The following is a 12,599-nucleotide window of genomic DNA, read 5'->3' as shown; positions in this document are numbered from 1 at the left end:
CGAATCGGACCGGTCCTTTAACGGCGTGGTCGCGGAGAGTTCACAGCGCCGAATCCTCTCGACTCCGGAAGCACCGAACAGACTGGCTATGCTCACGACATGGCGGCTCTCGGATGGCTCACTCCCCGTAGGCGCTCCGCCACCGCGCGGAGCGTGTTGGCAGGCGAGGCCTCGGCAGAGGCAGCGCGCAAGTCCTCGCAGGAACTGCAGGAACTGGAAGAACTGGCGCCCCCGGACGCCGCGGACGAACCCGACTTCCCGGTGCTCGGCGACGACAAGGCCGCCGCGTTCTTCGACCTGGACAACACCGTGATGCAAGGTGCTGCCCTCTTCCACTTCGGACGGGGGCTGTACAAGCGGAAGTTCTTCGAGACCCGCGACCTCGCACGGTTCGCCTGGCAGCAGGCGTGGTTCAGGCTGGCCGGTGTCGAGGACCCGGAGCACATGCAGGAAGCACGTGACTCCGCGTTGTCGATCGTGAAGGGCCACCGGGTCTCCGAGCTGATGTCGATCGGCGAGGAGATCTACGACGAGTACATGGCCGAACGGATCTGGCCCGGCACCCGCGCGCTCGCCCAGGCGCACCTGGACGCAGGCCAGAAGGTGTGGCTCGTCACGGCGGCGCCGGTGGAGATCGCCACGGTGATCGCACGGCGGCTCGGCCTCACGGGCGCCCTGGGCACGGTCGCGGAATCGGTGGACGGGATCTACACCGGCAAGCTGGTCGGCGAACCCCTGCACGGTCCGGCGAAGGCGGAGGCCGTACGGGCGCTGGCGTCCGCGGAGAGCCTGGACCTGTCCCGCTGCGCCGCGTACAGCGACTCGCACAACGACATCCCGATGCTCTCGCTGGTCGGGCACCCGTACGCGATCAACCCGGACTCGAAACTGCGCAGGCACGCGCGGGACTTCGACTGGCGGCTGCGGGACTACCGCACGGCGCGCAAGGCCGCGAAGGTCGGGATTCCCGCCGCGGCCGGGGTGGGTGCGGTGGCCGGCGGCACGGCCGCCGCGATCGCGCTGCACCGTCGCCGCCGCTAGCTCGCCTCTGGCCTTCGCGGGTCCGGCCGGTGGGCGGGTCGGGGCCGCGCCGGTACATCCGCCCGCATCCGAACGGATCCCACCGGCGTTGCGACGTGGGCGTCGGTGATGATCCGTCCGACCTGCGGGCATCTGACGTACCGGCACGTCCCCTCCCGTGCGTACCCGGCCGCGGGCGCATCGTGGCGGCCCGCTATTTCCCCCGGCCGGGGAAATTCAGCCCCTCCGGCGTTCGAGGAGCGGGGTCCGGGGCGGAGCCCCGGGGACGATGGGGGTCCCCCTGGCCGAGCGAAGCCGAGACCTTGGGGGAGGGTAGGGGCGGAGGGGGCGAAAACCCGTCCGGACCTGGGGCGGGAGCGCTGCTCCGCGAGGCAATCACATGGTCTTACCCACGCCGTGGGCGACTCAGTCACCCCCTCCGCACGCGGGCACAACACGCTCCGCACTCAGACGGAACCGGAACCGATCCGATCAACAAGCGGTCACTGTGCGGTACTTGAAGAGACATCGATTCGCATCGGAAGCGACGTAATCGATGATTTTAGCAACTGGGTGTAGTGCTGCCTGTACGAAGCGTTATTCTCCTCAGACGCAAACCGGTACCCCTCCGTCGCTACGACGGGAGAAAGGTCCCGCACTGCACGTGATGGAAGCTCTGCCTCTGGGAGTCCCGTGTACTCACACGTCGGGGTTGACGCCTCGGGCCTGGCTACGCTGCGCGCAACGGTCCTGGACCGTCTGCGCGGCTTCGTCCCCACCGCGTACGCCGTCCCCGCCTTCGCCCTCCCCGCGCCCGTCGGACCTTGCTATGCCCTGGCCGACGGCAACGCGGCGGTCGGCAGGCGGGGCCGCTCAGGCTCGGCCACCACCGCACGCCGTCCGGCCGCGGACAGTGACAGCGCCCGGATGATGGATCTCGTGGAGCGCGCCCAGGCCGGCGAGGCCGACGCCTTCGGACGGCTCTACGACCAGTACAGCGACACCGTGTACCGCTACATCTACTACCGGGTTGGAGGTAAGGCGACCGCCGAGGACCTCACCAGTGAGACCTTTCTGCGGGCGCTGCGGCGGATCGGCACCTTCACCTGGCAGGGGCGCGACTTCGGCGCCTGGCTCGTGACAATCGCCCGGAATCTGGTGGCCGACCATTTCAAGTCCAGCCGCTTCCGGCTGGAAGTGACCACCGGCGAGATGCTCGACGCCAATGAGGTCGAGCGCTCCCCCGAGGACTCCGTCCTGGAGTCCCTTTCCAACGCCGCGCTCCTTGACGCCGTGAAACGGCTCAACCCTCAGCAGCAGGAGTGTGTGACGCTCCGCTTCCTCCAGGGGCTCTCGGTCGCCGAGACCGCCCGGGTGATGGGCAAGAACGAGGGCGCAATCAAGACCCTCCAGTACCGGGCCGTCCGCACCCTGGCCCGGCTCCTGCCCGACGACGTCCGCTGAACCCGCCACCGACCGCAGTGGTCCCACACGTTCAGCGACGCCCAACTCACCTTCTGTAAAAGTCTGTTGACTTCGCGGTCCGATCATCCGTCGTCCGTAACCCAAGTGCCGTGACGCTCGTTGTGCGGGATACAGGCTCCCTGCGGTCACGCCTTGGCCATCGCCGATCACCCGATCGTGTGGATACGGCCAGGGGGTGCAACCCTCAGAACCCCCTGGGGAGTCGACCGTCATGACGAGAGGAGGTGCCGCCAGTGATCGCGAACGTATCGGCACACCGGCGGGCGGACGCCTTCGCCCAGGCCCTGGAGGAGTTCGACCAGGGCACGGCGGCCGAGCAGCCCGATGGGTCGGCACCGTCCCGGGCTGCTGCGGAACAGACCGGGCAAGGGCTGCTGTTGGCCCTCGCCACCGGTCTCGGCGAGCTGCCCAAACCGGAGCTGGACCCCGAGGTCAAGATCGTGCAGCGAGCCCAGCTCGTCGCCGCGATGGAGGCCATGCTGCTGGAAGGCACCGCCGCCGGAGGCGAGGGTCCGGACCGTGCTCTGCCCGGGGAGCGGTCCCGGGCCAAGGGGTCGCACCGGGCGACCGGACTGGGGAAGCTGCGGCCCCGGTCCCGGCTGTCCAAGGGGCTCGCCGCGGGCGGGCTCACCGTCGGTGTGGCGGCCGGAGCCTTCGGCGGTGTGGCCGCCGCGAGCTCCGACGCCCTGCCCGGCGACTCGCTCTACGGGCTCAAGCGCGGGATGGAGGACATCAAGCTCGATCTCGCCCACGGCGACAGCGACCGGGGCGAGCTCTATCTCGACCAGGCCTCGACCCGCATGAGCGAGGCCCGTCGGCTGATGGAGCGGGGCCGCTCGGGACACCTCGACCACGAGTCCCTGGGCGAGGTCCGCCGAGCCCTGTCCGGCATGCAGCACGACGCCTCCGAGGGCCACCGGCTGCTGCACGAGGCGTACGAGCGGGACGGCTCGCTGGGCCCCATCCAGGCCCTGTCCGCCTTCGCCCAGGCGCATCGCCAGGCCTGGGGCGCACTGCGCGACCGACTGCCCGTGCAGCTCGGTGACGTCAGTGACCAGGTCTCGTCGGTCTTCGAGGCCATAGACGAAGAGGTCGACCCGCTGCGCTCGCTGCTGCCCAGGACGCCCGCCCCCGAGGGCACCGGCCGTCACCGGGGCAGGAGCGAGGAGTCCACCGGCTCGCCGGGTACGGACACCCCGGCGCCCAGCGCCACCAGTGGCTCCGCGAGCGGAAGCCACGGCAGCGGCAAGCCCAGGCCGTCCAGTTCGGGCAGCAGCGCCGAGGGCCTGCTCGGTGGCAACACCGGCGGCCTGCTCGACCCGCCGCAGGACGACACCAGCTCCTCCCCGTCGTCCAACAGCAGCGGCAAGGGCAGCGCTACGAGCGAACCCGACGTCACCCTGCCGCCCCTGCTGCCGGGTCTCCTGCCGGGCCTCGGCATCGACACACAGGACAGCGACTAACCAGGCCACCGCGGTACGTCGATGGGGGCGCCCTCCTCGGGAAGGGCGCCCCCATCGACGTACAGGCATTTCAGGACATGATCAACAGAACCGTAACTGCATGATCAGAAGAACACGGACCTGCGCTGCACCAGCAGCTTGTACAGGGTGTGCTGGATCTGCTCCCTGACCTGGTCGGTCAGGTTGAACATCAGCATCGGGTCCTCGGCCGCCTCCGGCGGATAGCCGTCCGTACGGATCGGCTCGCCGAACTGGATCGTCCACTTGGTGGGCAGCGGGATCGCGCCGAGCGGGCCCAGCCAGGGGAACGTCGGGGTGATCGGGAAGTACGGGAATCCGAGCAGCCGCGCGAGGGTCTTCGCGTTGCCGATCATCGGGTAGATCTCCTCCGCGCCGACGATCGAGCACGGAATGATCGGGGTGCCCGCGCGCAGCGCCGTCGAGACGAAGCCGCCCCGGCCGAACCGCTGGAGCTTGTAGCGCTCGCTGAACGGCTTGCCGATGCCCTTGAAGCCCTCCGGCATCACACCGACCAGTTCGCCCCGCTCCAGCAGCCGCTCGGCGTCCTCGGCGCAGGCCAGGGTGTGACCGGCCTTGCGGGCCAGCTCGTTGACGACCGGCAGCATGAAGACCAGGTCGGCGGCGAGCAGCCGGAGGTGACGGTTCTCGGGGTGGTTGTCGTGGACGGCGACCTGCATCATCAGGCCGTCCAGCGGAAGGGTGCCCGAGTGGTTGGCGACGATCAGGGCGCCGCCCTCGGACGGAATGTTCTCGATGCCCTTCACCTCGACGCGGAAGTACTTCTCGTACATCGGCCGGATCAGCGACATCAGGACCTGGTCGGTCAGCTCCTGGTCGTACCCGAACTCGTCGATCTCGTAGTCGCCCGTGAGCCTGCGGCGCAGGAAGGCCAGGCCTCCCGCGATGCGCTTCTCCAGGCTCGTACCGCCCTGCTGGGGCTGTTGGGGCGGCTGTTCCTCATGCGTCACAGGAACATCATCCTGCGGCAGGATCCGTCCGGGCATGGGCTGGACCTCGCGTACCACCACGGGCTCACCCTTGCGCCGGCTCCCCGCGGCCCGGCGCCGCGGCGGGCGCTGCGCAGCAGCCCCGCGCGAGCGGTCGTCGTCGAACGGAATGACCTTGGCGTCCGCCATCGTTGATGCGCTCCTCAGTTGGCGCTCTGCGTCGGGGGGTGACCGCCACCCGGAAGAGACAGTGCGGCGATCCGGTCCACGACCCCCGCAACGGCCTCCGGGGGCAGAAGTCCGGGGCCCCTGCTGTGGGCGAAGTCCGCGAAGGTCTCCGCCGTCGTGTACTTCGGCTGGTAACCCAGGGTTTCGCGCATCTGGACCGTCGCTACCACCCTGCCGTGCGTGAGCAGCCGCAGCTGCTCCGGCGAGAAGTCCGTCACACCCAGGGTACGCACGGCCGTACCGGCCCAGCTGAGGGCCGGCAGCAGCAGCGGGACCGTGGGCCGCCCCAGCCGCCGCGCGCACTGCGAGAGCAGCAGCACGCCGTCGCCGGCGATGTTGAACGTGCCGCTGTTGAGCGTGCCCCGCTGCGGCTCGTGCGAGGCCAGCCGCAGCACCTCGATGACGTCGCCCTCGTGGACGAACTGGAGCCGGGGGTCGTAGCCGAACACCGTCGGCAGCACCGGCAGCGAGAAGTACGAGGCGAGCGGCGAGTCCGCGCTCGGGCCGAGGATGTTGGCGAACCGCAGTACGCACACGGCGACATCGGGCCTGCGGCGCGCGAAGCCGCGAACGTAGCCCTCAACCTCGACCGTGTCCTTCGCGAAGCCCCCGCTGGGCAGCGACTTGGGCGAGGTGGTCTCGGTGAAGACGGCGGGGTCGCGCGGCGCCGAGCCGTAGACGTTCGTACTGGACTTCACGACGAGCCGCTTGACCGTCGGGGACTTCTGGCAGGCACCGAGCAGCTGCATGGTGCCGATGACGTTGGTCTCCTTGACCGTGGTCCGGCTGCCGGAGCCCAGCGCCGTGCCCGTCACATCCATGTGCACGACCGTGTCGACGGAGTACTCGGCGAGCACCCGCGCGATGGTGGGCTGCCGGATGTCGGCCTGTACGAAGTCGGCGCCCCCGATGTGATGCTCGGGCGGCACCGCGTCCACGGCGATCACCCGGTCCACTTGCGGGTCACGCTGGATCCGTCGTACGAACCGGCCCCCCAGCTGCCGGGCCACCCCGGTCACGAGCACGACCTTCCCCAAGATCAGCGCCTTCCTTCCAGAACTGGACGTAGCTCCGCTCGTACCTGCCGCGTTCCCCGTGTGCGGCCAACTTAGCGGGTCGATGTTGCGCTGTGATGACCGCCCGATGCACGAAGTGACGACAGCCGTGGACGTACGACCAGACCCAGCCATTCGGCCCACAGACGTACGCGGCACACATGGCCGAACACGTTCGACATTCGAGCGGGTTTTCGGTGTACTTCTTCTCGGACACCGTCGCGGCGGAGTCCTCCGTCGTCGCCGCGACGCCTCGGCCGAGACCTCCGTCGCGGCCCCGGCAGACCCGCGGCCGGCTCCTCGACCTCCCGGCCGGCTCCTCGCCCTCCCGGCCGGCTCCTCGCCCTCCCGGCCGGCTCCTCGGCCGACCCGTCGAGTGGCCTTTTCTCGCTTTTCTCGGCCGGATATGCCTGTGGCCCCCCACCTGCTGGTGAGAGGCCACAGTACGCGTTTCCGCGGCGTCGCTTACTTCTTGTTGCGACGCTGAACGCGAGTGCGCTTGAGCAGCTTGCGGTGCTTCTTCTTCGCCATCCGCTTGCGCCGCTTCTTGATAACAGAGCCCACGACTACCCTCGCTCACTTCTCTTTACTCGGTGCTGGGCTGCATGGGCCCACACGACCTATGAGGGGCCAGCCTACCCGTCCGAGAGCCGAGGTCGTAATCGAGGTGTTTCCGGGAGATCGCGAACGGTCTCCCGGAACGCCGTCAGGCGGTCTCCACCCCCACATAGCTCTCACGGAGGTACTCGTGAACCGCTTGCTCCGGCACCCGGAAGGACCTCCCCACCCGGATCGCCGGCAGATGACCGCTGTGCACCAAGCGGTACACGGTCATCTTCGACACTCGCATCACCGAGGCGACTTCCGCCACGGTAAGGAACTGAACCTCGTTCAGAGGCCTCTCGCCTGCAGCCATGACACACCTGAACCTTCCGCACTCGACGGTCACCGGCTTCCCCTTCCGGTGACTCTTCGTCGTTGCGTGCTCACTCCCCAATGTAGGGGCGGGTGATGCGAGTGAGGAAGAGGGGATGCCATCGGCCGCCTACTGTGACAGACACGCTCGATTGAGTACATAGCGAGTAAGCGGTCGGTAGTAATCAGACCGCACAGCGTCATCAAGCGGAACGACGACGGACACCCGCCCCTCTGCCTCTCCCACGAACAGCGCGGGATCGTCCGTATCGGCCAGACCGATGGCCTCGAACCCCAGCTGACCTGCTCCGCAGACCCATCCGTGGTCCCCGATGACCAGTTCCGGGAGGGGCCCTCCGGACTCGGCCGCGGCCGCCAGAACGGTCCGAACCGGGAGCGGCGAGTGGGTGTGTGCGCCGGTCGCACGACCGGCGGCTCCAGCCTCGGGTTCGCGCACCAGCGCGACACCTTGTACGTAGTCAAGGTTGTACGTGCGTAGACCGAACCGGGTCGTTATGTCGATAGAGCTACCCTGCGCGGGGGTGAGAACGGCACATCCCGCCGACGACAGCGCGTCCGCGAGTGCGGCGTAGAAGGTGATCAGCCGGTGCGGGTGACCCGTACCCAGAAGCACAGGGTGACGATGGCGGGCGGCTTCGCCGAGCCGTTCCGCGAAGGCGTCGAGAGCCGCCAGCGTCAGCTCAGGGTCGATCACATCATGCCCCGAAGTGTTCGAGAGGTCGGCCGAAACTCCACATTTGTCGGCCATCAACTCGATCAAATCCCGCTGGCCCCAGGTCCATTCGGGATCGAGTCCGAGCAGCAGCCGGGGGTCGCGGGCGGCGAAGAGCCGATAGCTGCGCAGGCTCTCCTCGCGCGAGGTGGCCACGGGCCCGGCCAGCCGGGCGGCCAGCAGATGTGCACGCAAAGCTCCGGTGCTCAACACGTCAGCGATGCTGACGCATCCAGCCGTACCGTATGCGCAAAACGGGAAGTATGCCCCACAGTTGGCCTAATGTTCCCCGGCCGTAGGGCCAGGCGGCAACGCCCACTTGGGGGTACGAGAACAACGCCAGCCTCGGGGCCATGAAAGCAGCCCCCGCCCTGGGAACTACGGCAGCAGTCCCCACCGTGGGGTGCTACCAACAGCAGCCCGCGCCGTCGGGTCTATGGCAGCATCCCCCGCAGCGGGTACACCGCCCGGCGCGTCGCCACGATCGCCTGGTCGAGGCGGTCCGCCGGGTCGTACCCCGACTCCCAGTCCTTCCAGGACACCGGCCAACGCCCGTCCGTCATCCGCATCGGCGCCAGTTGCCGGGTGCGGGCGAAGACCTCCTGCCGCCAGCTCTCCGGGATCGCCGTCGCGGGCTCGATGGGACGGCCGGCCGCCACGGCCACGAGATGCGTCCACGAGCGCGGCACCACCTCCACCACCGCGTATCCGCCACCCCCCAGCGCGACCCAGCGCCCGTCGGCGTACTCGTGCGCCAGGTCGTGACAGGCGACCTGCACGGCCCGCTGCGCGTCGAGCGAGACGGCGAGGTGCGCGAGCGGGTCCTCGAAGTGGGTGTCCGCGCCATGCTGCGTGACCAGCACCTGCGGCCTGAAGTCGGCGATCAGCTCGGGCACCACGGAGTGGAAGGCCCGCAGCCAGCCCGCGTCCCCGGTGCCGGCCGGCAGCGCGACATTGACGGCCGTGCCCTCCGCGCTGCCGGCCCCGGTCTCCTCGGGCCACCCGGTTCCCGGGAACAGCGTCCGCGGATGCTCGTGCAGCGAGATCGTCAGGACTCTCGGGTCCTCCCAGAAGGCCGCCTGGACGCCGTCACCGTGGTGCACGTCGACATCGATGTACGCGACCCGCTCGGCACCCAGCTCCAGCAGCCGGGCGATGGCCAGCGCCGCGTCGTTGTAGATGCAGAACCCGGAGGCGCCGCCGGGCATCGCGTGATGCAGCCCGCCCGCGAAGTTCACCGCGTGCAGCGCCTCCCCGCGCCACACCGCCTCCGCGGCCCCCACGGACTGCCCGGCGATCATGGCGGACACCTCGTGCATCCCGGTGAACGCGGGATCGTCCATGGTTCCGAGGCCGTACGACGGGTCCGCCGACTCGGGATCGGCGGACGCGGCCCTGACCGCCTCCACATAGTCCTCGCGGTGCACCAGCCGCAGGGTCGAATCCCCTGCGGGCTTCGCCGCGACGACGTCGACGTCCCGGTCGAGCCCGAAGGCGTCGACGAGTCCCCGGGTCAGGGCGAGCCGGACCGGATCCATCGGATGGTCCGGACCGAAGTCATATCCCGTTACTGCCTCGTCCCACATCAGCTGTCCGCGGCCGCTCATGCACGTCACCGTATCGCTCGGGTTCGGGAGCGAACGAACGGGCATACCCGAGGGTCGCCAGGACCAGCACCATCGGTACGAGCATGGCCCCGCGGTAGTTCCACGCGTCACCCAGCGCGCCCACCAGCGGGGACCCGATCAGGAACCCGACGTAGTTGAAGATGTTCAGCCTCGCGATCGCCGTGTCCGACGCCCCCGGGAAGAGCCTCCCCGCGGCCGCGAAGGTCTGCGGCACGATCACGCACAGCCCGAGCCCCAGCAGCGTGAACCCCAGCATGCCCACCCCGGCCCCCGGCGCGAGAGCCACCACCCCGAACCCGAGCGCGGCGACCACGGCACCCAGCCGCACCACCGCGACGGCCCCGAACCGCCGCACCCCGAAGTCCCCGACAGCCCGTCCCACCAGCGTCATCACCATGTAGACGTTGTACGGAACGGTCGCCGTCTGCTCCGAACTGCCCAGCACGTCCTTCAGGTACTTCGCGCTCCAGTTGGAGACCGTCGAGTCACCGATGTACGCGAACGTCATCACCAGGCACAGGGGCAGCAGCAGCTTGAAGACGAGCGGACCCGCACCGGCGCCGGCTGCCACGTCCTCCTTGCCGTCCGCGGCCCCGCCGCCGTCGACGTACCACCGGCTCCCCACCAGAGCGAGCGGCAGCAGCACCAGCACGACCGGCAGATACGACACGAAGAGCGGCATGTGCCAGTGCGCCCCGGCCCACGCGAGCGAGGCGCCCACGATCCCGCCCAGGCTGTACGTGGCATGGAAACCGAGCATGATGCTGCGCCCGTACGACCGCTGGAGGCTCACCCCGAGCATGTTCATCGAGGCGTCGAGACCGCCGACCGCGAGGCCGAACGCGGCCAGGGCGACCGCCACCTCGACGAGCTGGTCACCGGCGCCGACACCGAGCAGGGCCAGCAGCACGACCGGCTGCGACCACCGCAGGATGCGGCTGGGGCGTATGCGCTTGACCAGATGCTCGGTGGTGACGCTGCCCAGCCCGGCGAGGACCGGGACGGCCGCCAGGAACGCCGGCAGCAGGGCATCGGAGATCCCGTAGCGGTCCTGGATGGCCGGGATACGCGTCACGAGCAGCGCGAAGGCGGCACCCTGAGCGAAAAAGCTGAACGCCAAAGAGGCCCTACCGCGCCGCAGCACATCTGTCATGGCGGCGAGCGTAGGGCCCCGGCTTACCGGTGGGTAGATCAAGCCGAAGATGAATTTCGCTCAGCTCTTCGGAGAAGGGCCGTTCAGCCGTCCGTCCGGGCCCCGGCGGCGAGCTCACGCTCCAGCATCTTCTCCATCGGGACGACCGCGAAGCGCCCGCTGATCAGGAAGGCGAGGACCATCGAGGCGACCATGACGACCGTGCCGAGCCAGACCATGGTGTCGATCGGCAGCGTGTAGGCGCCCACGACCCGCGCGACGCACTCACCGAGCAGCACCGTGCCCCACACCATCGAGAAGGTCCGCTCGGCCTTCCGGAACCGCTCGGAGCCGGCCACCAGCCGGTCCCAGGCCGCGGCCCGCGCCGCGTCGCCCTTCACGAGGAACGGCTTCATCCCCTGCGTCATCATCGGCCGCCCCAGCTTCACGGACACCAGGACACCGATCCCGATCGCGCTGCTGACCCCGCTGTCCTTCGCCAGCATCAGCCGCGGGTCACCGGCGACCAGGCTGAGGGCGAGCCCGACGATGTTGACGAACAGGATCACCCCGGCCAGGGCGTTGACCTTGCGCTCCTTCACCACGCTCCACACGGTCCGGACGGCCGGCACGACGCTGCTCCAGCCGAGTGCCGCCATCGTGCTCATCCCGAACCCGTTCTTGAGCAGGTAGTACGACCCGACGGGCACCGCCACGTCCACGATCAGCGGCAGGAAGCTCGGCCGGGGACCGGCGGTCCGCGCCGGTGCGGCCGTGGCCTTCGTGGTGACCGTCGCGGCAGCGGTGGCGGTCTCTCCGGTGCTGATCCCGGTGGTGGTGATGCTCATGATCGGGTCCCTCCGTCGTCACTGTGTACGTCCCGTTTCGATGTACTCAGCTTCGCGGTCGGACCCCACCCGCCGACAGAAACGATCGTCCGGAGCTCGGCATGACAAATGTCAGCGTCCGCCGATGGGTGCCGTCATACCAGCAGGTCAGTCAACTGCCCCATGTCGGAGAAGAGTTGGGTGGCGCCGGCCAACCTGTCCGGCGGCGTCATGGCCGTGAACCCGTACACGTCCATCCCCGCCGCGTTGGCCGCCCGCACTCCCAGCGGACTGTCCTCGACGACGGCACACTTCTCCGGTCGGACGCCCATGCGCTCGGCCGCGTGGAGGAACAGATCGGGTGCCGGCTTGCCGCGCCCGACATCCTGCGAGCTGAAGATCCGGCTGTCGTCGAACCATCGGTCGAGCCCGGTCGTCCGGTGTCCGACCCGGATCCGCTCATGACTCCCGGAGGAGGCCACGCAGTACGGCACGCCGTCCGCGGCCAGCTTCTCCAGGACCTGCCCGGCGCCGGGGACCGGCTTCAGCTCCCGCTCGAAGGCCGTGAAGACCCGCGCGTGGAACACGTCGTCGAAGTCGTCCGGCAGTCGCTCACCCGTGCGTTCCAGGACCAGGTCGTGGATGCGGTGCATGGCGGAGCCCATGTAGTCACGCAGGGAGTCCTCGTACGAAGTGGGGTGTCCCAGCTCGGTGAGATATGCGGCCAGAAGAGTGTTGGAGATCGGCTCACTGTCCACGAGGACACCGTCGTTGTCGAAAATAATCAGTTCGTAGCGCATAACAAAGAGCCTAAACGCAGAAAACCCCCGTTACCGGTTTCCCGGTACGGGGGTTTTCTTCAAAATTTGTTCGGCGGCGTCCTACTCTCCCACAGGGTCCCCCCTGCAGTACCATCGGCGCTGTGAGGCTTAGCTTCCGGGTTCGGAATGTAACCGGGCGTTTCCCTCACGCTATGACCACCGAAACACTATGAAACTGTCAACCGGAGCCGTGGCATAGCTACGACGGTTGTTCGTGGTTTCAGAACCAACACAGTGGACGCGAGCAACTGAGGACAAGCCCTCGGCCTATTAGTACCAGTCACCTCCAGCGGTTACCCGCCTTCCAGATCTGGCCTATCAACC

The 12,599-nt window shown here is 68.8% G+C and carries 12 protein-coding genes and 1 rRNA gene; 3 read left to right on the top strand and 10 right to left on the bottom strand.

The features are described from left to right. Positions 1-99 precede the first annotated feature (99 nt). The 3 genes from ACFYR3_RS19380 to ACFYR3_RS19370 all read left to right on the top strand — a co-directional run bounded on the left by ACFYR3_RS19380 (position 100) and on the right by ACFYR3_RS19370 (position 3,968). Entirely contained in the window at positions 100-1,041 is a 942-nt protein-coding gene (locus tag ACFYR3_RS19380; RefSeq protein ID WP_355840966.1) for an HAD-IB family hydrolase, read from the top strand. 672 nt (positions 1,042-1,713) lie between these two features. After that, positions 1,714-2,484 (top strand): ECF subfamily RNA polymerase sigma factor, BldN family, encoded by a 771-nt coding sequence (locus tag ACFYR3_RS19375; RefSeq protein ID WP_355840968.1) that lies wholly within the window; start codon positions 1,714-1,716, stop codon positions 2,482-2,484. A 254-nt stretch (positions 2,485-2,738) separates the two neighbouring features. Continuing rightward, complete coding sequence (locus tag ACFYR3_RS19370) at positions 2,739-3,968, top strand: DUF5667 domain-containing protein (RefSeq protein WP_389283989.1); 1,230 nt, start codon at positions 2,739-2,741, stop codon at positions 3,966-3,968. Positions 3,969-4,072: 104 nt separating this feature from the next. Here the strand turns inward: ACFYR3_RS19370 and ACFYR3_RS19365 are convergent, their stop codons facing one another. The 10 genes from ACFYR3_RS19365 to rrf form a co-directional block, all read right to left on the bottom strand. Continuing rightward, positions 4,073-5,125, bottom strand: a complete 1,053-nt coding sequence (locus ACFYR3_RS19365) for a lysophospholipid acyltransferase family protein (protein ID WP_355840972.1) — start codon at positions 5,123-5,125, stop codon at positions 4,073-4,075. A gap of 14 nt (positions 5,126-5,139) precedes the next feature. Then, a complete protein-coding gene (locus ACFYR3_RS19360; protein WP_261704804.1) occupies positions 5,140-6,201 on the bottom strand; it encodes an NAD-dependent epimerase/dehydratase family protein in 1,062 nt (353 codons plus the stop codon). A gap of 483 nt (positions 6,202-6,684) precedes the next feature. Next, the gene (locus tag ACFYR3_RS19355; protein WP_003948845.1) at positions 6,685-6,783 is read right to left on the bottom strand and encodes a 30S ribosomal protein bS22; all 99 of its coding nucleotides are present in this window, start codon (positions 6,781-6,783) and stop codon (positions 6,685-6,687) included. Positions 6,784-6,925: 142 nt separating this feature from the next. Continuing rightward, positions 6,926-7,135: a helix-turn-helix domain-containing protein gene (locus ACFYR3_RS19350; RefSeq protein ID WP_093781815.1), complete on the bottom strand. Its 210-nt coding sequence runs from the start codon at positions 7,133-7,135 to the stop codon at positions 6,926-6,928. Positions 7,136-7,264: 129 nt separating this feature from the next. Further along, positions 7,265-8,080, bottom strand: coding sequence for a phosphatase (locus tag ACFYR3_RS19345; protein WP_355840974.1), 816 nt, complete (start codon positions 8,078-8,080; stop codon positions 7,265-7,267). A 221-nt stretch (positions 8,081-8,301) separates the two neighbouring features. Beyond that, on the bottom strand, positions 8,302-9,474 hold the full coding sequence (locus ACFYR3_RS19340) for an acetoin utilization protein AcuC (protein ID WP_355840976.1): 1,173 nt from the start codon (positions 9,472-9,474) through the stop codon (positions 8,302-8,304). Then, positions 9,425-10,648: an MFS transporter gene (locus ACFYR3_RS19335; protein WP_355840978.1), complete on the bottom strand. Its 1,224-nt coding sequence runs from the start codon at positions 10,646-10,648 to the stop codon at positions 9,425-9,427. Before ACFYR3_RS19335 ends, ACFYR3_RS19340 begins: the two co-directional genes overlap by 50 nt. A gap of 83 nt (positions 10,649-10,731) precedes the next feature. After that, the gene (locus ACFYR3_RS19330; RefSeq protein WP_355840980.1) at positions 10,732-11,475 is read right to left on the bottom strand and encodes a VC0807 family protein; all 744 of its coding nucleotides are present in this window, start codon (positions 11,473-11,475) and stop codon (positions 10,732-10,734) included. A gap of 134 nt (positions 11,476-11,609) precedes the next feature. Next, entirely contained in the window at positions 11,610-12,254 is a 645-nt protein-coding gene (locus ACFYR3_RS19325; protein WP_389283985.1) for an HAD family hydrolase, read from the bottom strand. Positions 12,255-12,322: 68 nt separating this feature from the next. Continuing rightward, positions 12,323-12,439 (bottom strand): 5S ribosomal RNA (gene rrf, locus ACFYR3_RS19320). Positions 12,440-12,599: the final 160 nt, after the last annotated feature.

Source organism: Streptomyces sp. NPDC005784 (genome assembly GCF_042871525.1).
GTDB lineage: Bacteria > Actinomycetota > Actinomycetes > Streptomycetales > Streptomycetaceae > Streptomyces.
Note: the sequence above shows the minus strand (reverse complement) of the source record. Positions and strands in the feature narration are given on the sequence as shown.

Bases quoted from the DNA above. Each gene is read 5' to 3' on its own strand.
- ACFYR3_RS19340 (WP_355840976.1), bottom strand. From the start codon at position 9,474: ATGAGCGGCCGCGGACAGCTGATGTGGGACGAGGCAGTAACGGGATAT.
- ACFYR3_RS19325 (WP_389283985.1), bottom strand. From the start codon at position 12,254: ATGCGCTACGAACTGATTATTTTCGACAACGACGGTGTCCTCGTGGAC.
- ACFYR3_RS19365 (WP_355840972.1), bottom strand. From the start codon at position 5,125: ATGGCGGACGCCAAGGTCATTCCGTTCGACGACGACCGCTCGCGCGGG.
- ACFYR3_RS19350 (WP_093781815.1), bottom strand. From the start codon at position 7,135: ATGGCTGCAGGCGAGAGGCCTCTGAACGAGGTTCAGTTCCTTACCGTG.
- ACFYR3_RS19335 (WP_355840978.1), bottom strand. From the start codon at position 10,648: ATGACAGATGTGCTGCGGCGCGGTAGGGCCTCTTTGGCGTTCAGCTTT.
- ACFYR3_RS19330 (WP_355840980.1), bottom strand. From the start codon at position 11,475: ATGAGCATCACCACCACCGGGATCAGCACCGGAGAGACCGCCACCGCT.
- ACFYR3_RS19380 (WP_355840966.1), top strand. From the start codon at position 100: ATGGCGGCTCTCGGATGGCTCACTCCCCGTAGGCGCTCCGCCACCGCG.